Source organism: Aquabacter sp. DMC10 (assembly GCF_056314145.1).
Genome location: NZ_JBQUYX010000003.1, coordinates 497,729 through 520,500 on the forward strand (window position 1 = coordinate 497,729; position 22,772 = coordinate 520,500).

General features: G+C 67.8%; 12 protein-coding genes. 4 read left to right on the forward strand and 8 right to left on the reverse strand.

Annotated features, from left to right (window positions below; genetic code table 11):
* Window positions 1-16: 16 nt before the first annotated feature.
* From ftsH to ACT54L_RS10980, 3 genes are all read left to right on the forward strand, one after another.
* Window positions 17-1,942 (forward strand): ATP-dependent zinc metalloprotease FtsH, encoded by a 1,926-nt coding sequence (gene ftsH / locus ACT54L_RS10970; protein WP_476085609.1) that lies wholly within the window; start codon window positions 17-19, stop codon window positions 1,940-1,942.
* 231 nt (window positions 1,943-2,173) lie between these two features.
* A complete protein-coding gene (locus ACT54L_RS10975; RefSeq protein WP_476085610.1) occupies window positions 2,174-5,779 on the forward strand; it encodes a glycosyltransferase in 3,606 nt (1,201 codons plus the stop codon).
* 272 nt (window positions 5,780-6,051) lie between these two features.
* Window positions 6,052-7,761 (forward strand): hypothetical protein, encoded by a 1,710-nt coding sequence (locus tag ACT54L_RS10980; RefSeq protein ID WP_476085611.1) that lies wholly within the window; start codon window positions 6,052-6,054, stop codon window positions 7,759-7,761.
* A gap of 94 nt (window positions 7,762-7,855) precedes the next feature.
* Here ACT54L_RS10980 and ACT54L_RS10985 read toward each other — a convergent pair whose 3' ends face one another.
* The 6 genes from ACT54L_RS10985 to ACT54L_RS11010 form a co-directional block, all read right to left on the reverse strand.
* A complete protein-coding gene (locus tag ACT54L_RS10985) occupies window positions 7,856-8,203 on the reverse strand; it encodes a cupin domain-containing protein (RefSeq protein ID WP_476085612.1) in 348 nt (115 codons plus the stop codon).
* Window positions 8,204-8,280: 77 nt separating this feature from the next.
* Complete coding sequence (gene eutB / locus ACT54L_RS10990; RefSeq protein WP_476085613.1) at window positions 8,281-10,470, reverse strand: ethanolamine ammonia-lyase subunit EutB; 2,190 nt, start codon at window positions 10,468-10,470, stop codon at window positions 8,281-8,283.
* A 125-nt stretch (window positions 10,471-10,595) separates the two neighbouring features.
* Window positions 10,596-11,078 (reverse strand): cyanase, encoded by a 483-nt coding sequence (cynS, locus tag ACT54L_RS10995; RefSeq protein WP_209104034.1) that lies wholly within the window; start codon window positions 11,076-11,078, stop codon window positions 10,596-10,598.
* A gap of 36 nt (window positions 11,079-11,114) precedes the next feature.
* Window positions 11,115-12,002: an ABC transporter ATP-binding protein gene (locus ACT54L_RS11000; protein WP_476085614.1), complete on the reverse strand. Its 888-nt coding sequence runs from the start codon at window positions 12,000-12,002 to the stop codon at window positions 11,115-11,117.
* A 4-nt stretch (window positions 12,003-12,006) separates the two neighbouring features.
* Complete coding sequence (ntrB, locus tag ACT54L_RS11005; RefSeq protein ID WP_476085615.1) at window positions 12,007-12,846, reverse strand: nitrate ABC transporter permease; 840 nt, start codon at window positions 12,844-12,846, stop codon at window positions 12,007-12,009.
* Between the two features lie 3 nt (window positions 12,847-12,849).
* Entirely contained in the window at window positions 12,850-14,214 is a 1,365-nt protein-coding gene (locus ACT54L_RS11010; RefSeq protein ID WP_476085616.1) for a CmpA/NrtA family ABC transporter substrate-binding protein, read from the reverse strand.
* Between the two features lie 195 nt (window positions 14,215-14,409).
* On the opposite strand from ACT54L_RS11010, the gene ACT54L_RS11015 reads away from it, so the two are divergent.
* A complete protein-coding gene (locus tag ACT54L_RS11015) occupies window positions 14,410-16,308 on the forward strand; it encodes a sigma 54-interacting transcriptional regulator (protein WP_476085617.1) in 1,899 nt (632 codons plus the stop codon).
* A gap of 12 nt (window positions 16,309-16,320) precedes the next feature.
* On the opposite strand, the gene ACT54L_RS11020 is transcribed toward ACT54L_RS11015, so the two are convergent.
* Together ACT54L_RS11020 and ACT54L_RS11025 are read right to left on the reverse strand one after the other, a co-directional pair.
* The gene (locus ACT54L_RS11020) at window positions 16,321-20,607 is read right to left on the reverse strand and encodes a translocation/assembly module TamB domain-containing protein (RefSeq protein ID WP_476085618.1); all 4,287 of its coding nucleotides are present in this window, start codon (window positions 20,605-20,607) and stop codon (window positions 16,321-16,323) included.
* Window positions 20,607-22,487, reverse strand: a complete 1,881-nt coding sequence (locus tag ACT54L_RS11025; protein ID WP_476085777.1) for an autotransporter assembly complex protein TamA — start codon at window positions 22,485-22,487, stop codon at window positions 20,607-20,609. The genes ACT54L_RS11020 and ACT54L_RS11025 overlap by 1 nt, the downstream gene beginning before the upstream one ends.
* Window positions 22,488-22,772 lie beyond the last annotated feature (285 nt).

A 22,772-nucleotide genomic window follows, 5' to 3' on the forward strand; every position in this document is an offset into this window, starting at 1 on the left:
ACCCCGTGAGGGATCAATGAACGCCAATCTGAGAAATTTCGCCCTTTGGGTGATTATCGTCCTGCTGCTTCTGGCGCTGTTCTCGCTCTTCCAGAGCCCCGGCCAGCGCTCCAGCGCGAACGACATTTCCTTCTCCCAGCTGCTGTCCGACGTGGACCAGGGGCGGGTGCGTGACGTTGTGATCGAAGGGCCGAATATCTCCGGCACCTTCACCGACGGCCGCAACTTCCAGACCTACGCGCCGAACGACCCCTCGCTGGTGCAGCGTCTGTACGGCAAGGGCGTGTCCATTACCGCCCGGCCGCCGTCCGACAACGTGCCGTGGTTCGTGAGCCTGCTGGTCTCCTGGCTGCCCTTCATCGCCCTGATCGGCGTGTGGATCTTCCTGTCGCGCCAGATGCAGGGCGCCGGCGGCAAGGCCATGGGCTTCGGAAAGAGCCGCGCCAAGCTGCTGACGGAGGCCCATGGCCGCGTGACCTTCGAGGACGTGGCCGGCATCGACGAGGCCAAGAGCGACCTGACCGAGATCGTGGAATTCCTGCGCGACCCGCAGAAGTTCCAGCGCCTGGGCGGTCGCATCCCGCGCGGCGTGCTCCTGGTGGGCCCGCCCGGCACGGGTAAGACCCTGCTCGCCCGCGCCATCGCCGGCGAAGCCAACGTGCCCTTCTTCACCATTTCCGGCTCGGACTTCGTGGAAATGTTCGTGGGCGTCGGCGCCAGCCGCGTGCGCGACATGTTCGAGCAGGCCAAGAAGAATGCGCCCTGCATCATCTTCATCGACGAGATCGACGCGGTGGGTCGCCACCGCGGTGCCGGCCTCGGCGGCGGCAATGACGAGCGCGAGCAGACCCTCAACCAGCTGCTGGTGGAGATGGACGGCTTCGAGGCCAATGAGGGCATCATCCTCATCGCCGCCACCAACCGTCCCGACGTGCTCGATCCGGCCCTGCTGCGTCCCGGCCGTTTCGACCGCCAGGTGATCGTGCCCAACCCGGACGTGGTCGGCCGCGAGCAAATCCTGAAGGTGCACGCCCGCAAGATCCCCGTGGCGCCCGACGTGAACCTGAAGGTGATCGCCCGCGGCACCCCCGGCTTCTCCGGCGCGGACCTCGCGAACCTGTGCAACGAAGCGGCGCTCATGGCGGCCCGGCGCAACAAGCGCATGGTCACCATGTCCGACTTCGAGGATGCCAAGGACAAGGTCATGATGGGCGCCGAGCGGCGTTCGCTGGTCATGACCGAGGAAGAGAAGATGCTGACCGCCTATCATGAAGGTGGGCATGCCATCGTCGCCCTCAATGTCCCGGCCACCGACCCCGTGCACAAGGCCACCATCATCCCGCGCGGCCGCGCGCTGGGCATGGTCATGCAGCTGCCCGAGCGGGACAAGCTCTCCATGTCCTACGAGCAGATGACCTCGCGCCTCGCCATCATGATGGGCGGCCGCGTGGCGGAAGAGCTGGTGTTCGGCCACGACAAGGTGACCTCCGGCGCCGCATCGGACATCGAGCAGGCGACTCGCCTCGCCAAGATGATGGTCACCCGCTGGGGCTTCTCCGACCTGCTCGGCCAGGTGGCCTATGGCGAGAACCAGGACGAGGTGTTCCTGGGCATGTCCATGCAGCGCCACCAGAACATCTCCGAGGCGACCGCCCAGACCATTGACAAGGAGGTGCGCCGCCTTGTGGATGAGGGCTATGCCGAGGCCACCCGCATCCTCACGGAGCGGCGTGAGGACCTGGAGGCTCTGGCCCGGGGCCTGCTGGAATACGAGACCCTTTCGGGCGACGAGATCGTGGACCTGCTGGACGGTAAGCCGCCGGTGCGTGACACCGTGATCGAACCGTCCAATCCCCGTGGCTCGGCTGTGCCGACGGCCGGCAAGAATCGGCCTCGGTCCGGCGGTCCGGCGGGAAGCATCGAGCCGCAGCCCCAGGCCTGAGGCGCGTCTCTCCCAAGGTTGATGGCGGGCGCCAGTGGCGCCCGCCTTTTGTTTTGCCGTTTCCATCGGGGGTTGTCCTAGGGTAATCTTCCCTTATGTTTTCTTGGCTTGAACCGATCCTTCGCACGTGCGAAGAGGCTGAGATTCTTGTTGCAGTGCCATAGGGTTTGTCCCGCAGCGCGGGTGGCGGCCTCGGTCTGAGCGAGACTTCAAACGCAGGAGGCGGCTGCGATGCACGGCGAAGCGATGAGCCAATCCCCTGCTTCCGTCCTGGCGGGCCTGGCCCGCGCGCATGTGCTCGCCGAGCCGGTGCTTCTCCCCTCTTCGCCAGACATGGCCGCTCGCCTTCCCCTCGTCTTCTGGCTGGCGGGCGAGCTCCTGCCGCGGCTGACATTGGACCTCGCCGCCCCCGATGGCGCCTATGCGGCCGGCGTCGCTCAGACCCTGATCGCCCTGGAAATGCCGGGCGAGGTGCTTTTCGCGCCTGCCCAGCCCGCACCGGCTGTTCCGCCCTCCCTTTCGGCTCGGATGCGTCCGCTCGCCGGCCCCCCCGACCAGGCGGTCGAGGACATCAGCGCCGGGGCCATTGACCTGCTTTTCCTGGACGGCCGGTGCGGCTCAACGGCCTTCGATGTCTTCCAGGCCTGGCGGCCCAAGCTCTCGGCGCGCGCCGTGCTGGTCCTGGGTGGGACGCGGCTCGCCGTGGGAGAGGGGGAGGCCGGGCGGCTGTTCCTCGCTCTGAGCGCCAGCCTGCCTTCCTGCGAGCTTTCGGACCAGGGCGGCACCGGTGTGGTGTTCATCGGCAGCGACATGCCGGCGGGCTTGCAGCCGCTGCTGTCCCTGCCGGGCGATGGTGCCAGTGCCGATGCTTTAGGGGAGGCGCGGGCCTTCTGGACCCGGGCGGGACGCCTCATGGCGGCAGCTGCGGCCCCCGCGGAAGTGGCGGCCGGACCCGCGGAGGATGGGCATTCGGACAGCCTTTCTGTGCGCCTGGAAGCCCTTGCGGACGAGCTGGAGCGCGAGCGCCGGGCCGGCGCGGCGGTGGCGAAGAACCTCCACACGGCTGCGGCGGCTGCCTCCGAGCGCCACGCGCAGCAGATTGCCGACCTGATTGAACGGCTGACGGCTGCCGATCGTGACCTGGCCGGCGCCCTCGGTCAGTTGCGGGCGGTGGCGCCCCATGCCGCTCGTGCCGAGGAACTGGAACGCGATCTTGCTGCCGAGCGCATGCGCCTGGCCGGGCTGATGCGCGACCATGCAGGTGCCGTCGCGGAGCTGGAGCGCCAGCATTCCGCTTATGCCGGCGCCTTGGCGGACCAGGTTGCGGCCGCGCGGGCCGACCTGTCGGTGGAACGGCTGCGTGGCCAGCGCCTCGCCGAGCACGGCGCCGGGGCCGAGCGGCGGGTGATGCGCCTGCAGGAAGACCTGTCGGATTTGTCCCGACGCCTCGACACCCTCGCCCTGGACGTGGAGATGGAACGCGCCCGTCGGCGATCGCTGGCGGGGTTGGTGGCCGGGCGCTATGTCGCTGCCCGGCGCGGCGTACGAGGCATCATCGGCATGATGATGCGCCGGTTCTCGCCCGGCGAACTGCCCCGGCGCTGCCGGATGCTGTCCGATTCCGGCCTTTTCGACCGCGATTTCTATGTGCGCGAATATCCCGAGGCGGGCGGGCGGCGCGTCGAGCCCGTGGTCGACTTCCTGATCCGCGGCGGCTTCGAGGGGTGCCGTCCCAACCCCGTGTTCGACCCGGCCTTTTATCTCAGCACCTATGCGGATGTCCGCCATGCCGGGATCAACCCGCTTTGGCACTATGCTCTTTACGGCGAGGCGGAGGGTCGCCTGCCGAGCCGGCTCTTCGACCCGGCGGAATATCGTGCCGCCCATCCCGAGCTGAAGCCCGGCCAGTCCGCGCTCGCGGCCTATCTTGAGGCCCATTTTCCCAGTCATTCCGGCTCCGGGTCCAAGCGGACGCCGGGGGCCAAGCTGCGGCAGGCCTTGCGGGGGCTCCGGCGCGCCCTGGGTCTGCGGGGGCAGCGGCGCATTTCGGGAGGGCAGGGGGGAAGCAGCACCCGGGCGGAGGCCCGCTTCATCGCATTCCGCCCCTCGCCGGACCGGCCGGGCGGAGAGCATCTGACGGCGCTCGAAACCGGCGCCTATGAATGGGCCCAGCAAAGCCCGGGCTACACCTATCTGGCGCCCCGCCGCCCGTCGGATCTGGCAGACCAGATTGCCGCGCTGGAGCCGGCGCCGCTCTTTTCCATCCTGGTTCCGCTTTACAACACGCCGCCGTCTTTGCTGCGCGCCATGGTCCGCTCGGTTCAGACCCAATGGTATCCCCACTGGGAACTGATCCTGGTGGACGACAAAAGCCCCGACCCGCAGGTGCGTGCCGCACTGGCGGAGATCGAAGACCCGCGCATCAAAATCCACCTGAGCGAGCGCAACCAAGGAATTTCGGGCGCCACCAACCAGGCGCTCCAGATGGCAAAGGGCGATTTCGTCGTCTTCCTCGACCATGACGACGAGCTGACGCAGGACTGCCTGTTCGAGCTGGCGCTGTGCATCGCGCAAGAGGGGGCCGACTTCGTCTATTCCGACGAGGACAAGATCGGACCCGACGGGCGGCTGGTGGACCCGTTCTTCAAGCCCGGCTGGTCGCCGGACATGTTGATGAGCCTAATGTACATCTGCCATGTCTCCTGCGTGAGGCGGACGCTGGCGCTGGAGGTGGGCGGGTTCAGGTCCGACTATGACGGGTCGCAGGACTGGGACTTTGTGCTGCGCGTGACCGAGCGGACGGACCGCATCGCCCATGTCCCGAAGGTGCTGTATCACTGGCGGATGATACCGGGTTCCACGGCGGCCGACTTCAATGCCAAGCCGAAAGCCCTGGAAGCGGCGGTGCGCCTGCGGCTGGATGCGCTGGAGAGGCGCGGCCTGGCGGGCGAGTGCGAAGCGGTGGAAGGCCTGCCGGCCTATCAAAGGGTGCGCTACCACGTGCCGGGAGCGCCCCGGGCGTCCATCATCATTCCCTCGAAGGACAATGGCGACACCCTGCGCAATTGCGTCACGTCCATCCATGAGCGCAGCAGCTACAGGAATGTGGACATCGTCGTCGTCGACAACGGATCGTCGGTGCCCGATACGCTGGCCTATCTGGAGGAACTGACCCTTTCCGGCAAGGCAAAGGTCCTCCGCCAGGACGTGCCGTTCAATTTCTCGCAGCTGTGCAATGTGGGCGCACGGGCCGCGACCGGCGACTTCCTGCTCTTTCTCAATGATGACACCGAGGTCATCTCCCCGGACTGGCTGGAGCGCATGCTCGGCTATGCGCATTTGAGACATGTGGGTGCGGTCGGGGCGAAGCTGCTTTATCCCCAGACGCTGCGGGTTCAGCATTCCGGTGTCATCTGCCTCGCGGACGGCCCCAGCCACGCCTTCCTCGGCGCCAACGGGAACGATCCCTGCTACTATGCGCGCAATGTGCTGGAGAGCAATTGGATCGCCGTGACCGGCGCGTGCCTGCTGGTGGAGCGGTTGAAGTTTGACCGGATCGGGGGCTTCGACGAGAGCTTCCCGGTTGCCTATAACGATGTGGAATTGTGCTACCGGCTTGTGGAGGCCGGCTATTTCAACGTGGTCTGCCCGGCAGCGCAATTGCTGCATTATGAATCCATGACCCGCGGCCTCGATCATCAGAGCGCGGAGAAGATGGCCCGTCTGCGGGCCGACAAGCGACGGCTCGATGCCCTCCACCCGCGCTTCTTCATCAATGATCCCTTCTTCAGCCCGAACCTTCATCCCTCCGACGTCATGTTCTCCGTTCCGGTCTGAGCGGGGCGCCATGGCGATGGGTTGAAGCTCCCTGCGAGGCCTTGCGCCGTTGCGTCGCCTCCGGAGAAGGCTTCAGTGTGTTTTAGGGGTACAAGCGGGCCGCTGCGTCCGAAAGTTGCGGTCACGAGAGTGCCTTGTGGGTGCATTATTCAAGCGCCTCCAAGCCGGTAGCGTTAGGAACAAAAGGGCGCGCGCGGCGTCTTGTGTTTCGGGGGGTTTCACCGCGCGGGTCGATGAGGCGGGAGCAAGGGTTGTCGGGGGGCGTTGATCTCTTGGATCCATTCAGCCGGGTACCGGTGGATATCGACTTCGTTTCGTTCGATCTGTTCGAGACGTTGTTTGTATCCCCCCTGCCCGAGCCCGCCCGCGTCTGGGACATGGTTGGCAACAGCATCGGCATGCCGGACTTCGCCCGCCAGCGGGCCGCCGCCGAGGTGGAGGCGCGCCGTCGCGCCGAGGGCGGGGGCGCAGCGCCGCTTTCCCATGATGCAATCTATGACTGCCTCGATCTTCCACCGGCTCCCCGGGAATTCGCCAAGCGCACGGAGCTGCTCTACGAATCGGCGCTTTGGCAGCCCCATCCGCACTTGCGCGCGCTCTATGTGCGTTCCGCGGAGGCGGGCCAGGCCGTAATCGTGGCCGACACGCCGCTGAGTTCCGCCTTCGTGGCCGGGCTCCTGGCGCGTCATGGCTTGCCGGAAGCGCCGCTCTTCCTGTCCTGCGAACTGGGCACCACCAGCTCTGACGGCCGCCTGTTCGTGCAGGCTGCGGAGCGGCTGGCGGTCTCGCCGGATCGCATCCTTCATCTGAGCGGCCGGGCGGAAGACCTCGCGCTTGCGGCATCCGCGGGATTCAAGACCCAGCATGTGGAGGTGCCCGCCCCCGTGTCCCATGACGGGAGCGGCGCGGCGGCCTTGAGCTACGGCCTGCGCCGGCTGGCGCCCGATGCGCAGCAGGCGCCGCTGGCATGGGTGGGCTTCTCGCTGCTGGGGCCGCTTTATTGTGGCTTCCTGCGCTGGATGGAATGGCAGGCGCGCATCAATTCCATCGACCTCCTGCTGTTCCTGCCCGGCATCGGCCATGGGCTGGAACGCGTGGCGCGCCATACGGGCGCCCTCTCGTCCCTCCGCTACGCCTATCTGAAGACGTCGCCGCTGGCCCTCATGCTCGCCGGGATCACCGATCGGACGTTCGACGAGAAAGTGGGCTTTCTCATCCGCGAAGCCGATGGGCATACGCTGAGCGCGGCGCTCGGGCGGCTCGGCATCCCCGTGCCCGCCGAGCCGGTTCTGGAGGGCCTGGGGCTTGGAGATGACCTTGTCATCACAGCCGAGCATCATCCCCTGGTCCGCCGCTTCTTCTCCGCCTTTCGGTGGCAGGTCCTGGGCGTCGCGCACCGCAACCGCAGAGCGCTGTTTCGCACCTTGCTGGAGCTTGGCGTGACACCCGGTGCCCGCGTCGCGCTGGTTGCGGCCGACTGGGACGGCAGCCTTCAGGAGACGTTCGAGCATGCCGTGGCGGGCGTCGTGGAGGTGGAGGTCTACGGCTATTCCCTCTGCCTGCTCGACCTGCCGGAGGTGCGTCGGCGCCAGGCCTGGACCCATCTGAAAGCCATGCTGGGCCGGGAAAGTGTGAGCGGCGCGGTGCTGGATCTCCTGGCCCGCCGGCGCGAGGACGCAGAGGCGCTGTTCGTGCCGCCCCACGGTGCCGTGATTGGCTACGCAGAGAGCTCACGAGGGGTGAGGGCACAGGAGGCGGGCACGGCGGCGGAGCGCAAGCGCCAGGCCGCCGTGGCTGAAGGTCTCGCGGAAGGGGCCGAGGCGTTTGCGCGCCTCTTCGGCAGCTTTGTCGCCGCCACCGGCTATGAGCCGGAGCCGCTGGATATTGCAGCGCCTTTCCTGGACGGGCTGGCCGATGTGCAGGCCGCCGCGGACCTGGTGCAGGCGCAGCTCGGATCCCCCGCCGTCCGTTCGCAGGACTGACGTTCCCAGTTCTTACCCGCCGCAAGGGCCGCTCGGCACGTCCTCGTCCGCCGGCCCTGGACGGCGCCTTTGGGGCCGGACGCCTTGCCAAGCGTCAGGGCGTGCGGATCACCCAGTGCTTGCGCATGGGCTCGATCACCTGCCAGGTGCCGGTGAAGCCCGGCTCGATCACGAACGAATCGCCCGGTCCCGCCTTGACGATGCTGCCGTCGTCGCCCGTCACGACGCAGCGGCCGGACACCACGAGGCAATATTCCCATTCCTCGTAATTGACCCGCCAAGTACCTTCGGTGGCTTCCCACTCCCCGGTGCACAGGCGCTCGGTGGGGGCGTCATAGGTCACCCAGACACGGGTTTCGGGCGTGCCCTCGATCAAGACGGCGGTGTCCACCGGCCCGATGATGGGTTCGATCAGCTCTCTCTTCAGCGCATGCAAGGTCATGGTCGTGCTCCCCGCTATCGCTCTAAACAGTGCGGGAGAAAGGTTCAACGGCTGCGGGGCGGGCCGACCCGCCCGCGTCAGGCGGCGTCCTGACGCAAGGCGCTCTCCAGGCGGTTGCCGGCCGCATCCATGGACAGGATCTGCAGCGCCTTTTCGGCGATGATCCGCGCCGCCTCGCCAGGGGGCAGGCCGCCCTCATGGATGTTGGAAATCACCGTATATTCGTAGCGGATGTTCGGGTTGCCGCTGTAGGCCGCCGCGCGGGTCCGCGTCTCCCCGTCGACGATGCGGTAGGCCAGATAGGCCGAGAGCGAACGGGAGGCCTGCGCATCGCCGCCCGGCCGTTCGCCGATCAGCGTGATGACAAGGCGCGCCTGCAGCGCATCTCCCACCGGCTCGGACACCTTCACCCGCCCGAACGGCAGCAGCAGGGGGGCGCCCAGGCTCGCGCCGGCGGCCTCCAGCCGTTGCAGAAGTTCGGGCAGGAGATGGGGCACGTTGGCATGCACCGCCTCGGCGCTGAGGCCATCGGAGACCACCACCTGCACGTCCTTGAACTCCGCAGCGAGCGCGGCAAGGGCCTGCGCATCCAGGTCCGCCCCGATGTCGGGATGGCTGAGATGGGCGTCCCGGCTGTCCGCCCGGGAGGCAATGCGGCGGAATGCGATGCCCTCCAGCCGGGCCGGGTCGAGGTCCGCATAGATGGCTTCGCGGGCGATGGCGAGGTTGGCCTTGATGGTCCGCGAAATGCGGTCGGCCGGGCGGGGGCCGGCATTCTCGAAGCCGGGCATGGCTGGCGTGCGGGCGAGGAGCGCCGCGCGTGTCTCCGGCTCCGGGCAGAAGAGGGAGGGGTCGCCCCAGCGCGGGCCGCGCTGGACGCTGCCGTCGTCATCGCGCGCGAAGATGCCCTTCTCCATCCCCCAGGCCAGATAGTCGGCCTCCGGGGCGAGGCCATGGACCTCACGCAAGGTCTGGTCGTCGTGGCCGGACGTGTCGAAATAGGCCAGCATCCGATCGGTGGACAGATAGACGTCCATGAAGAAATTGGCCCCGGCGGCGGCAAGCAATTGCGTCGCCACCTGCTGGCCTTCCATGGTGATCTGCGAATGCAGCGTGTAGCAGGGCGCCATGCCCATGGGCAGGCCGAGGATCTTGCCCATGAAGTGATCCTGGAGATTGGACAGGATCATCTCGAAATTGTCGCGATGGGTCTCCGGGCCGATGAAGCCAGTGACATTATTGACCATGAACGGGTCGTAGCGCCGCGCGAGGCCGTAGCACAGGGCCTCGCAAGTGGTCATGTCGAGGCCGTCATGCTTGCCATAGGTCAGCTCGCTGCCTTGCCCGGTTTCGAAATACATGAACTGGCAATCCGGCCCCAGCGGGCCCCGCGCGGCCATCAGGTCATAGGCCTCGTCGAGGAGGGCGATGGTGACGTCGAACTCCTCGGTCAAGGTGCGCTCGGTGCCGGCGAGGCTCTGGAACATGATCTCCACCGGCGCGCCGCGTTTCAGGGCCGCCATCTGCGTCTTGATATGGGAGAGGACGCAGATCTGGGTGGGGGCGCCCGTCTGGCGCCGGAGCAGGTCGGCATGGGCGAGGAGGGCGGAGACGTTTTCCAGCGTGTCCACTGCGGGGTTGATGCCGATCAGGGCATCGCCCGTGCCCATGGAGAGCCCCGTATAGATCAGGGCTGAGACGGCCGACAGATCGTCCGTGGGGTGGTTGGGCTGGAGGCGCGAGGACAGGGTGCCGGGCGCGCCCACCAAGGTGCGGGCACGCGCCCCGCGCTTGGCCTTCTTGGCTACGAGCACGAGCTCGTGCACGTCCATGACCTTTGCCAGCGCGGCAGCCATGACCCCGGTGAGGGCGGGAGCGAGCCGGCGCACCTGCGCAGGCGGCGCGCGCAGCAGAAGGTCCTTCAGGGCACCGACCGTCAGCGGGGCGATGGTGGCGAAGACAGCGTGGTCGATGTCGTAATTGACCCGCATCACGTCATCGATGCGGCCGGCGGCATCGGTGAGGGGGGTGTCGTAGAGATGCTGGAGGGTGAGCCCGGACAGAAGGCTCCGCGCCGCCTCCCGCGCCACCTCATCCGATGCCGCAAGGCCGGCATTCCGGTCGCCGGCCTTGGAATGGTCGGCCGCCCCAAGCAGCGCCTTGAGGCCGACAAAGGCAAAGGAGCGGTCGAGCAGCGTGATTTCGTAGCGCGTTTCGGGCGCCGGCTGCGGAACGGGGATGGCGGCAAGAGGGGTGACTGAGCGCATGGAGCCTCCGGGGATGCGTGCGCGACCCGCCTGAAGAGGGCGAACGGCTGCCCGCCCTCCTGACCTCCTCTGATATTCCCTTAGGGAAAATCTTTTGCCAATCCCATTTTGCGCCGCCCGGTGGATCAGGCTTCCTTGAAGCCGTATTCCGGCGTGCCCTGCTCGGCGCCGTAATATTTGTAGGGCAGGAACTTGCCGGTGAAGGTCATCTTCACCCGGTCGCCCTTGGGGTTTTCCTGGCGGGAGATGTCGATGTCGAAATCGATGGCGGACATGATGCCGTCGCCGAATTCTTCTTCGATCAGCGCCTTCCAGGCCGGGCCGTTGACCATGACCATTTCATAGAAGCGGTAGATGAGCGGGTCGGTGGGGGGCATGGGCATGCCGCGATAGGGCACCTCGTTCAGCATGCGCTCCTCCACCTCGCTGAGGCCGAACAGCTCGGCGGCAGCCTTGGCCAGCGGCTTGACCAGCTTCATCTGGCCAAGCAGCGCGCCCACCACCAGGACCGGCGACATGCCGCCGATCTCATCGGTGATGTATTTCCAGGTCCATCCCTTCTCGCGCTTGATGTCGAGGATCTTCTCGGTGAGCTGTTCGCGCTTCATGGGTTCACTCCTTGAGGTCTTGAAGGTCGTGAGGGGTCAGGCTGCGGCGATGTCGCCGCCGGAAGGGGGCAGGGGAGCGGAGACCGGGCGCACCACGGGCGGGGTGCGGTGGTCGTAGCCGGGGGGCAGCGCCGACTTGAAGGTCTTGGAGCGCTCCACCAGGAAATCGATTAGGTGGTTGCGCACCGCGTAGAAGTCCGGCTGCTTGTGGATGTCGAGCCGCCGACGGTCGCGCGGCAGCGGGTTCTCCACGATCTCCGCCACGACAGCCTCAGGGCCGTTGGTCATCAGCACGATGCGGTCGGCCAGATAAATGGCCTCGTCCACGTCGTGGGTGATCATGAAGACGGTCTGCCCGGTCTCCAGGCATATGCGGCGCACCTCGTCCTGGAGCGTGCCGCGGGTCAAGGCGTCGAGGGCCGAGAAGGGTTCGTCCATCAGCAGCATCTTGGGCTCGATGGAGAGCGCCCGGGCGATGCCCACCCGCTGTTTCATGCCGCCCGACAATTCCGCCGGACGCTTCAGCTCGGACCCCTTCAGGCCCACCACCTCGATGAAGCGCAGCGCATGGGCGCGCACCTGCTCCCGGCTCCAGCCGGGATGGCGGGAGGAGACGGCATAGGAGACATTGCCCAGCACGGTGCGCCAGGGCAGCAGCGCATGGCTCTGGAAGATCACCGCCCGGTCGAGCGCGGGTCCTTCGATGGCTCGGCCATCCACCACCGCCGCGCCGGAATCGGGCAGATCGAGGCCGGCGAGGATGTTGAGCACCGTGGTCTTGCCGCAGCCGGAATGGCCGATGATGCAGGCAAAGTCGCCCTTGTTCATGGAGAACCAGAGGTCGTCGAACACCGTGGTGGTGCGCCCGCCGGCGGCCTTGTAGCGGCGGGAAATGCCTTCGATGGAGACATAGCGGCTGGTCATCGCCTCACTCCGGATAGGTCACGAGGCGGGCGATGGCGGCAAGGATCTGGTCGAGACCCATGCCCACCACGCCGATCACCAGGATGGAGACGATCACATTGGTGATGGAGAGGTTGTTCCACTCATTCCAGACGAAGTAGCCAATGCCCGTTCCGCCAACCAGCATCTCCGCCGCCACGATGACGAGCCAGGCGATGCCGATGGAAATGCGCATGCCGGTGAGGATGGTGGGCGCGGCCGCCGGCAGGATGACGGTGAAGGCCCGGCGCAAGGGGCCGACCTCCAGCGTGCGGGCGACGTTCAGCCATTCCTTGCGCACATTGGCGACGCCAAAGGCGGTGTTGATCAGCATCGGCCAGAGCGAACAGATGAAGATCACGAAGATGGAGGAGAGCGTGGAATCCTTGATGGTGTAGAGCGCGAGGGGCATCCAGGCCAGCGGCGAGATGGGTTTCAGCACCTGGATGAAGGGATCGAGCGCCTTGTTCATCAAGGGCGACATGCCGATGAGAAAGCCCAGCGGGATCGCCACCAGAGCGGCGATGAGATAGCCCGTCATCACCCGCGCCACGGAATAGGCGAGCTGGATCCCCAGGCCCTTGTCGTTGGGGCCGTTGTCGTAGAAGGGGTTGGCGAGATGCTTCCATAGCGTCTCGCCAACCGCCAGCGGTCCCGGCATGGCGGACTTGCCGCTGGTGGCGGCGGCGCCCATGAGCTTGGCATATTCCGGGTCCATGCCGGTCGCCTCCTGGCCTCCCCGCACGGCGAGCTGCCAGGCGAGGAGGAAGGCGGCGAAGATCAGGACCGAGACGACCAGGGCGCGACCCCTCAGGCTCAGCGACATGGATCAGCTCCGGCGGATGGCGAAGCTCGCCACATAGTCTTCGGGCTTGGAGGGGTCGAACGGCTTGCCCATGACCACAATGGTCTTGGACGAGGTGGGCGGGGTCTGGCCCAGCTCCTTCATGAGGCTGGCGGTCTGGGTTTCCAGGAACACCTTGCGGGCGATGCCGGCATAATCCACGTCGCCCTTGATCTGCCCCCAGCGCTTCATCTGGGTGAGGATCCACACGGCAAACGCCTGGTAGGGGAAGGGATCGAAGGCGATGCGGTTCGGCACCTTCTCCACCTGCCCAAGCCCGTTGGCGAAGGTGCCGGTGAGCACCTGCTCCACCACGATGGGCGGCTGGTTCAAATAATTGGCCGGCGCGATGGCCTCGGCAATTTCCTTCCGGTTCTCGGTCTTCTGGGCGTAGCCGGTGGCGTCGATGATGGCCTTGGTGAGGGCGCGGAAAGTGTTGGGCGCCTTGGTGGCCAATTCTTCGCTGGCGGCGAAGGAGCAGCAGGGATGCCCGTCCCACAGCTTCAGCGAGAGGATGTGGATGAAGCCCACCCCGTCATAGACCGCGCGCTGGTTGAAGGGGTCGGGGCCGAGATAGCCATCGATATTGTCCGCCCGCAGGTTCGCCACCATCTCGGGCGGCGGCACGGCGCGGATCTGCACGTCCTTGTCCGGGTCGAGGCCATGCTCGGCCAGATAATAGCGCAACAGGTAATTGTGCATGGAATAGTCGAACGGGACGGCGAACTTGAAGCCCTTCCAGTCCTTCGGGTCGCGCTTGTCCTTGTGCTTCATGGCCAAAGTGATGGCCTGGCCGTTGATGTTCTCGATGGCCGGGATGGTATAGGGCGTCACGGGCGAGCCGATGCCCATGGAGATGGCGAGGGGCATGGGCGCCAGCATGTGGGCGGCGTCATATTCCCCGTTCAGCGTCTTGTCGCGGATCACCGCCCAGCCGGCGGTCTTGATGACCTCCACATTCAGGCCATAGCGGGAATAGAAGCCGAGCGGATGCGCCATGATGATGGGGGTGGCGCAGGTGATCGGGATGAAGCCGATCTTCAGGTCTTTCTTTTCCAGCGCGCCCGCGGTCTGGGCGAAGGCGTCGGTGATCTGGCCCAGCGGCAGGAATTGCGAGATGGCTGCCAGCGCCGTGGAGGCGCCCACCGCCTTCAGGAAGGCGCGGCGGGCGGGCGCCTCGGGAATGAGCGCCCGCATGACGGTCGCCTCGACGGCGCTGGCATAGCGCTCCTCCTCGCCGCCGGTGGCGACGCAGGAGAGGTCATGCTCGTCCTGCGAGGCATGCTGCCCGCACGAACAGCCGGACGAAAAGAAACGGGAACCGCGCCGGAAGGGATCGAAGCTCGCCATGGATCGCCTCGCGTGATGGGGCCGGGAGAGGCCTCGGGAAGGTGCCTTCCTCTACGCAAGGCGTGTGCCAGACGGGAGCGCGGGACTTTTGCGAGCATTCCCAAGGGCGAGCGGCAGAAGGGGAATTTACGAATTTTCGCGAATGACGAAATATCGTGATAGACTTACGAAATTACGTAAGTCTCGGAGCCGCGCATGAGCCAGGCTGTTGCCGAACCGGTCTCCCATTTCGGCCCCTTTGGGCCCGCCTTCGATACGGCCATCGAAGCCCAGTTGGCCGTAGACCTGGAGACCGGCGCCATTCTCGACGCCAACAGCGCGGCCGCCCAGCTGCTCGGCTATGAGCGGGGCCGGCTGAAAGCCATGCAGATCTTCGACCTTCATCCGGGCCAGGCGCCCGCGCTCATCGCCTTCACACAGGCGGTGGAGGCGCGCGGGACCTATTGGGCGCGCACCCTCTCCCCCCGGAGGGCCGATGGCACGGGGGTGCGCGTGGAGACGGGCGGCGTGCTGGTGCGCACCCCGCGCGGCCGACGCCTTTTGATGACCTTGTGCGACCTCGATGCCCGCCAACGCCGGGACATCGATGCCGCCGCCGACACCTTCATGCGGGAGGGAGTCGCCGAGTGGCAGCGGGTGGACCGCGCCTTCCGCGACATTGAGCGGGAGAACCGCCTCATCCTGAGGGCGGTGGGCGAGGGCATTTATGGGGTGAATGCGGAGGGTAAGACCACCTTCGTCAATCCCGCCGCCGAACAGATCCTGGGCTGGACCGCCGAGGAAATGATCGGCCGCGACATGCATGTGATGGTTCATCACCATCACCCCGACGGCTCCCATTATCCCCACGAGCATTGCCCCATCTTTGCGGCCTTCCGGGACGGGGCGGTGCATCAGGTGGAAAACGAGGTGTTCTGGCATCGCTCGGGCAAGCCGGTCTGGGTGGAATATACCTCAACCCCCCTGCGCGACCGGGGTGTGCTCATCGGCGCGGTTGTTGTGTTTCGAGACGTCACCCAGAAGCGAGAGGCCAACGAGCAATTGCGGGCGGCGCTGGCCGAGGTGGACAGCCTGCGCGAGCGGCTGGAACTGGAGAATGCCTATCTCCAGGAGGAAATCCGGGCCGAGGGCAGCCATCGCGGCATCATCGGCCGCTCGGAGGCGATCCAGAAGGTGCTGCGGCAGGTGGAGCTGGTCGCCCCCACCGATGCCACCGTGCTGGTGACGGGGGAATCGGGCACTGGCAAGGAATTGATCGCCCGCGCCATCCATGAGGCGAGCGAACGCCATGAGCGGCCGCTCATCCGCGTCAATTGCGCGGCCATTCCGCGCGAACTGTTCGAGAGCGAGTTCTTCGGGCATGTGCGGGGCGCCTTCACCGGCGCCCTGCGCGACCGCATCGGCCGCTTCGAGCTGGCGGACAGGGGTACGCTGTTCCTGGACGAGGTGGGCGAGATTCCCCTGGAGCTGCAGAGCAAGCTCCTGCGCGTGCTGCAGGAGGGCCAGTTCGAGCGGGTGGGGGAGGAGCGCACGCGACAGGTGGATGTGCGCATCATCGCCGCCACCAATCGCGACCTGCGGGGCGAAGTGAAGGCGGGGCGCTTCCGCGAGGACCTGTTCTACCGGCTCAATGTCATGCCCATTGAATCCGTGCCCCTGCGGGAGCGGCGGGAGGACATCCCATTGCTCGCCCTGCATTTCCTGTCCGCCAGCCGCAAGCCGGCCGACCGCTCGCTGCAATTGAGCGAGGGGGATATGCGCCGCCTCTCCGCCTATGATTGGCCGGGCAATGTGCGCGAGCTTCAGAATGTGATCGAGCGCGGCATCATCCTGGCGAGGCACGGCCGGCTGACCATCGACCTGCCGGGGGCGGAGCGTCGCGTCGCCGTGCCCGCCGCGCCCGTGGCCGCCAGCCTGCCGGAGACGGAGGAGGAACGCCGCGCGCGGCTGCGGGACAGCATTCTCAGGGCACTGGAGGCGGCGGGGGGCAAGGTCTCGGGCGCCGGTGGCGCGGCCGAGCGGCTCGGCCTCAAGCCGACCACCCTGGCCTCGCGGATGAAGGCCATGGGCATCGCCCCGCCCCGTTCCCGATAAGGTCCGTCGGCCTCAGTAGTCCCACTGGGCGCCGATGCCCACCGAGGCGTTGCCGTCGGCGCCCGTGGCGCCCTGGAGGCGGATGTTGCGGGAGAGGTCCAGGTCGATGGTGGCCTGCGAGGAATTGGGCGTCGTGCCTTGCCGGATGCCCAGATAAAGCCGGTCATTGATGCGCCGGCCGATGCCGATCTCGCCGCCCGTGCCGGCCGCATTGGTGCCGACGCTCAGGCTGTCCACGCCGAGCGAGCGGCGCAGATTGCCCAGCAGCGCATTCCCCTGGCCGGACAGGGCGGTGACCGCCTGCGCCACCTGGAGGGCCTGGCCGGCGGAGAGCTGGCCGGCGGACCGCCCGAACAGGAGCCGCGCCACCACTTCGTCCTGCGGCAGTTCCGGCGTGGACGTGAAGGTGATTTCCGGCTGGGACGCGCGGCCGGAGACGATGATGCGCGCGGTGACGTCGTTGGCCGCGCTTTCGGCGATGAAATCGAGATCGGGATCGGTGTCGCCGTTGAAGGTCAGGCGGCCCCGGGTGAAGTCGAGGCGCCGGCCGATGATCTCCAGCCGTCCGCGTAGCAATTCAAACCCGCCAATGGTCTGCGGCATGGCACTGGTGCCGCGCACCTGGAAACTGCCCGCCAGTTCAGCATCCACGCCCATGCCGCGCACAAACACCCGGTTGGGGGCGTTGATGGTCAGGTCGAGCGTGGCGAGGAAGGGACGGGGCGCGCCGGGGCCCGGCCGCTGGGGCGGCTTGCGCAGGCTGGCAGGCGCGGGGCTGCCGGGCGGCAGATTGACGTGGCGCACATTGAGCGCCTTCACCCCGCCGGGCAGGCGATCGGGAATGTTCACGTCCAGCTCGCGCACGTCGATGGTGCCGGACACGGTGGGCGTGTGCACCAGCGCGCCAGACAGGGCGATGCGTCCGCCAGCCACCAGGCGGATCAACTCGCTGTTGGCCATCTGGGCATTGGTGAGGGTGAGGTCGATGCGACCGGGAAAGCCGGCGGCCGGGTCGAGGGCAATGGTGCCCTGGCCCTGGATGTTGCCGCCATTGGGGGTGAAGGCCTGGAAGGACGAGACGGTGAGGCTGCGGTCCGTGCCGGTCACCACCGCCTGGATGCGCTCCAGGGTGACGCCGGTGACGGCATCCTCATAGCGCCCGCCGCTGACGCGGATGGTGCCGCCGGCCCGCGGCTCGGCAAGGGTGCCGCGCAAGGTCAGGTCCAGCGCCGCCGTGCCGCTCGCCCGCGCGCCGGAGGTGGCGAGCAGGGCATTGGCGATGGCCAGCGACACCGAGCCGCGAATGGTCAGGTCCAGCGCCCCGTCGGCCACGGGCACGGACCCATTGATGGTCATGCCCGACAGGGACGGTCCCGCCAGGGTCGACGCGATGGTGGCCCGCCCCCCGGCGAGCGTGCCGTTGGCGCGAAAATCGAACGGCCCCGCCCCGGCGGCGGTGATCTGGGGCAGAGTGGCGCGGGAGAGGGTCAAGTCATAGCGGCCCGTGGGCGCGGATGGCGTGCCGGTGATGCGGGCATTGGCGGCCAGCGTGCCGCTGGGCGAAAGGGTGGGGTCCACCAGGGCCGCGAGGGCAAGGGGTACCGCGCGGGCTTCGAGCGTCAGGTCCAGCGTATCGCCAGCGCGGCCCTGCGCCGTCAGGCTGCCGCCGCCGGACAAGGCGAGCGCAAAACGGTCGACGCTGGTGGTGCCGCCGCCATAGGTGAAAGTGGCGGGGGCGCTGAGGGTGGCGGTGGTGCGGTCCCGCACCACGCGCAGCGTGTCGAGCCGCAGCGTCTGCGCCTCCCCCTTCATGGCAAGGAGGCCGCGGCCGGCAAGGTTCGCGCCTTGCGCGTCGGCATCCAGGCCAAGGCGCGTACCGGCGCCCTCCGGCTGGGCGGTGAGCCGTGCGCGCGTGATGGTCAGGCTGCCCGATTGGATCCCCGCCGCGTCCACCGATCCCTGGATGGCGGCCGAGACCCGCGGGTCGGTGACCGACAGATCGATGCGCGCATTGGCCACCCGCTGACCGGAGGCCAGGAGATTGGCGAGCGTGCCGCGCACCGCGACGCGCTGGACGCCATTGGGCGTGTCGAGGGTGAGGGTACCCTCGGCGCGCCCGGCCAGCTCGGTGAGGGTCAAAGCGGAGATGTCGGCGAGGTCGCCGGCCGCCAAGGCCAGGTCGCCGGTGGCAAGCCCGGTGGGGGCGAGCGTGAGGGCCCCCCGCGCGGTGACGCTGCCCACCGCCAGGTCCAGGCCAGTGAGCGCCCGCGATCCATCCGCGCCGGTGCTGAAGGCAAGGTTGCCGCGCGACGGCTTGCCGCCGATCCGCCCCTGCAGCCCGCCGGTCCCGGACACCTGGCCCGTGAGGTCCTTGGCGGCCACATCGAGGGTCAGTCCCTCGATGGGATGCCCCATGGCCTTGCCGTTGGGAATGGTCGCCTGCGCGGTCATGTCGAGCGCGGCGAGCCGGCCGGAGAAGGCGGCCTTGGCCTGCGCGGCGCCTTCCAGCCGGGCATCGAGCCGCTTCAGATCGGGGAAGGTCGCCTGGGCCGTGAGAGTGGCGGTGGTCGCATCGATGCGGCCGTTGACGGCGAGGGCGGCGCCGGGGGCATCAATGGTGAAATTGTCCACCGCCACCGCGCCGTCCGGGGCCACCGACAGGCCGCCCTTGAAGCGCGAGGCCCCGCCTGCAAGGCCGTCCAGGGTGGCATCGCCCGTCGACACGTCCTGCGCCGTGCCGTTGAGGGCGAGGTCGAGGGCGCCGGCCGCGCTGCTGCGCTTCACGTCGGCGGTGAAGGCAAGCAGGCCCGCGAGGGGACGCCCGGCCAGGGGCGAGAGGGCGGCAAGATCGAGTCGTGCCACATCCAGGCGCCCGTTGATGGCGGCAAGGTCCGCCTTGCCGGAGAACCGCAGGTCCACGCCTGTCAGGCGCACCGTGGCCTCCGTGAGCACGGGGTCCTCGCCCCGCAGCCGGACACCGCGCACGGCGAGGGTGCCCGCCTTGCCGAGCGCCGCAGCCACCTTGGGGTCGCTGGCGGACAGGCCTTCTCCGGTGGCATCGGCCTTCAGCGCGAACGCGCCGCTGGCATCGGGTTCGGCGCTTGCCGTGGCCTTCAGCAGGCCGACGCCATAGCCGAACGCCGACACCTTGGTGGCGTTCACCCCGACCTGCATGCGCGGCGCCAGGACCGTGCCGGAAATGCCCCCTTCAAGCCGCGCCTCGTCCCACGCGAGGCCCGGCAGCAGGGCGGAATAGCGCTCGGCGGCGCCGGTCCGGGCCTGGAAGGTGAGGGTGATCGGACCATTGGCCGGCACCCCGCCCCGGGCCGAGAAGCTGAACCCGGCGGACCGCAGGTCCAGCGCGTCCACCTGGAAGCCGCCGTCCTCGGCCATGACAATGCGGCTCGACAGATTGCTCTCGCCCTCGAACAGGCGGGAATAGGTCTGCGGCAGCGCGCGCCCCACGTCGCCGCGGGCCGTGAACTGCACCACGCGGGCATTGGCCTGGGCGCGGACCGAGGCGGCACCCTCCAGATGGGCGAGCGTGCCGGCATTGGCCTGCAGCGTGCCGGACCAGGCATCCAGTGTCCCTGCGCCCTTCACTTGCGCGTCAAAGGCCGGCAGGCCTTCAAGGCCGGCGAGGCGCGCGAAGATGCCGCCCTCCGGCTCCCGTGCGGTGATGTCCACGTCGAGGGCGGCCGTCTCCGGTGCAAAACGCACGGTTCCGGCGGCAAATCCTTCGGCATCCCGGCGGTCCAGCTTGAAATTGAGCGACAGGCCCTGGCCGGGGCCGTCGATCCTGAGGCCTCCCTCAAAGCCGAACAGGGCCTTCTGCCCGAGCACCGGCTCGCCCAGTTCCACGGCCGGCGCCTCGATGTGGTCCACCATCACCCGCAGATTGCGTCCAAAGCCTGAGCCGGAGGCCGTCTGCGCCGGGCGGGGCGGCAGGTCTGGCTTGCGCTGGACCATAACCCGGTCGGCGCGCACCAAGCCCACATTCACGCTGCCCGACAACAAGGCGAGCGGGCTCCAGGACACCTGCAGCCCCTCGACCCGGGCGAACGGGCCTTGGGGATCGGACAGGTCGATGCTGGCCACCCGCATGTCCGAGGGGATGAAGCCGGACAGGCCCTCCACCTGAACGCCGAGCCCGTCGGCCGACGCGATCCGGCTGATGAGCGAGGCCACCATGGCGCGGCCCGGCGGTGTCTGGATCAGGCCGAAGCCCGCCAGCAGGAAGCCCACCAGGAAGATGGCCAGATAGATAAGGGCACGGGAGACCGCGTGAAGCGCGCGCATCAGAAGGACTGCCCCAGGCTCACATAGAGCCCGTAATGGGTGCCGGCCACCGTGGGATCGCCGGGGAAGGCGAGGTCGAGGCGGATGGGGCCGATGGCGGTGTAGTAGCGCAGGCCGATGCCGTAGGAATATTGCAGGTTGTTGAAGTCCGGCACGTCGGACGCGAAGGCCGCGCCGAGATCGAAGAAGGGCACGATGCCGATGGTGTCGGTGATGCGGATGCGCGCCTCGGCGGAGGCGGTGAAGAAGCTCAAGCCACCGACAATGACGCCCTGCGCATTGCGGGGGCTGGCCGACTGGTATTCGTAGCCGCGCAAGGTGCCTCCGCCGCCCACGTAGAACAGCCGCTGCGGCGGGGCGTTCTCGTACGGGACCCCGAAGATGGAGCCCGCCGCCACCTTGCCCGCCAGGATGATGCGGTTGTCCTCGTCTAGCGCCTTATAGGTGGAGATCGAGGCTTTCATGAGAACGGGACCTGCGCCTTGGTCGCCGAAATAGGCGAAGGGCTCCACCGTGGCGCTGGCGCGCACGCCGCGCGAAGGGTCCAGCAGGCTGTTGGTATTGTCGAAATTGAAGTCCACCGGCACGCCGGCAATTGGATAGTCGCGCCAGCCCGTGCTGTCCTCCACCTTGGAGGCTTCCAGGTCCAGCCCGATCTGCAGGCTCATATAATCGTCGAACCGGTGCCGCACGCCGCCAAGGAAGGTCACGGCCTCCCGCACATAGGCGTTGGTGATCTCCCGCAGCACCGCCGCCTGGGCAACGAGGTCGTCATTGGGGGTGAAGATGCCAGGCTTCATGAAGGTGGCGGACATCTTGTAGCCGAAGGGATCGGCGTCGGGCACCGCATCCGACTTCTGTCCGAACCAGGAGGCCTGCGCATCGAGCCGCAAGGTCTCGCCGCCGCCAAACAGGTTCCGATGGCCCCAGAAGGCATTGGCGCTGGAGCCGTCGGTGCTCGAATAATTGGCCGAGAAGCCCACATAATTCGGCTTGCGCTCGCCCACCTGCACCTCGATGGGCAATTCGCCGCGCGCATTCAGCTGGGACGCCTCGATGAAGCGCACGGAGCCGATCATTTCATAGGTCAGAAGGCGTCGCCGCAGCCGTTCCAGGCGGTCCGGCGAGAACGGCTCGCCGGGCTTGATGTCGATGCGGTCGCTGACGAAATTGGGCGGCAGGCTCGGCGCGCCGCTGACCGTGAAGGGGCCGAACGTGGCCAGCGGACCCGGAGCCACCAGGAACGTGACATTGAGGGTGTTGGTGGCATGGTCGGCCACCACGTCCTTGGCCGTGACCTTGGCGAAGGGGCGCCCCTCGTCCCGCAGCCGCGCCACGATCCGCCCCTCCGCCGCAATGACGGCGGTGGAGCGGGCAGGTTCGCCGGCCACAAGATTCATGCTCCGCAGGGTCGGCATGGAAGGCAGCGGCTTGCGGGTGGCGGCATCGAGAATGAGAACCGTGCCGAAGGTAAAGCGCGGCCCGGTTTCCACCTGCACCACCACCGGCACCGGGCCATCCTTGCGGGCGGCATCCACGGCGGCGAACACGTCGGGGGCATCGGGCGGCCGGCCGGCCACCGTGATTTTCAGGCGGCCGCCATAATAGCCCTGGCCGAAAAGCGCGGCGACGATGCGGTCATGGTCCGCCAGCGCCCGGCGCACGAGGCCCGCGGCGCCCGAGGGAGGCGCCCGCCGCAGGGTTTCCAGGTTGGAGGCCTGCGTCACCGCCGAGCGGGCGTCATTGTCTCCGGTCACCTCGAAGGTCACCGCATAGGGCACCGCATCAGGCGCCGGCGCCTCTTTCTGCGCCCCGTCGGGATTGAACCAGGCCATGGCCTGGTCAAAGAAGGTGGGGTCCTCGGCCCGGGCGGGCGACACGCACAACAGGCCGATCGCTCCCGCAGCCGCGAGGGAGACGTAAGACGGGCGGACGAAGACCTCGCCGGAAGTGCTGCGTGACGTCAGACGCCGGGGGGTAGGTCGCAACGATGCTCCGCCTCGGTGGAAATCCAGGGTTTTGCGATCTTAGCCGCCGCGCCCCCGCCCGTCCATGCGCGCCGCGCCGCGTCGTTAAGGGAGTGTAAGGCTAAGCCCCTGATTTCCCGACGGCAGGTGGGGGGATCCGGCGCAAGCGGCTGTCGCGCAAGGACAGCGGTCGCGCCT

Bases quoted from the DNA above. Each gene is read 5' to 3' on its own strand.
- ACT54L_RS11000 (WP_476085614.1), bottom strand. From the start codon at position 12,002: ATGACCAGCCGCTATGTCTCCATCGAAGGCATTTCCCGCCGCTACAAG.
- ACT54L_RS10985 (WP_476085612.1), bottom strand. From the start codon at position 8,203: ATGACCTTGCATGCGCTGAAGAGAGAGCTGATCGAACCCATCATCGGG.
- ACT54L_RS11015 (WP_476085617.1), top strand. From the start codon at position 14,410: ATGAGCCAGGCTGTTGCCGAACCGGTCTCCCATTTCGGCCCCTTTGGG.
- ftsH (WP_476085609.1), top strand. From the start codon at position 17: ATGAACGCCAATCTGAGAAATTTCGCCCTTTGGGTGATTATCGTCCTG.
- cynS (WP_209104034.1), bottom strand. From the start codon at position 11,078: ATGAAGCGCGAACAGCTCACCGAGAAGATCCTCGACATCAAGCGCGAG.
- ACT54L_RS11010 (WP_476085616.1), bottom strand. From the start codon at position 14,214: ATGGCGAGCTTCGATCCCTTCCGGCGCGGTTCCCGTTTCTTTTCGTCC.
- ACT54L_RS11020 (WP_476085618.1), bottom strand. From the start codon at position 20,607: ATGCGCGCGCTTCACGCGGTCTCCCGTGCCCTTATCTATCTGGCCATC.
- ACT54L_RS10975 (WP_476085610.1), top strand. From the start codon at position 2,174: ATGCACGGCGAAGCGATGAGCCAATCCCCTGCTTCCGTCCTGGCGGGC.
- eutB (WP_476085613.1), bottom strand. From the start codon at position 10,470: ATGCGCTCAGTCACCCCTCTTGCCGCCATCCCCGTTCCGCAGCCGGCG.
- ntrB (WP_476085615.1), bottom strand. From the start codon at position 12,846: ATGTCGCTGAGCCTGAGGGGTCGCGCCCTGGTCGTCTCGGTCCTGATC.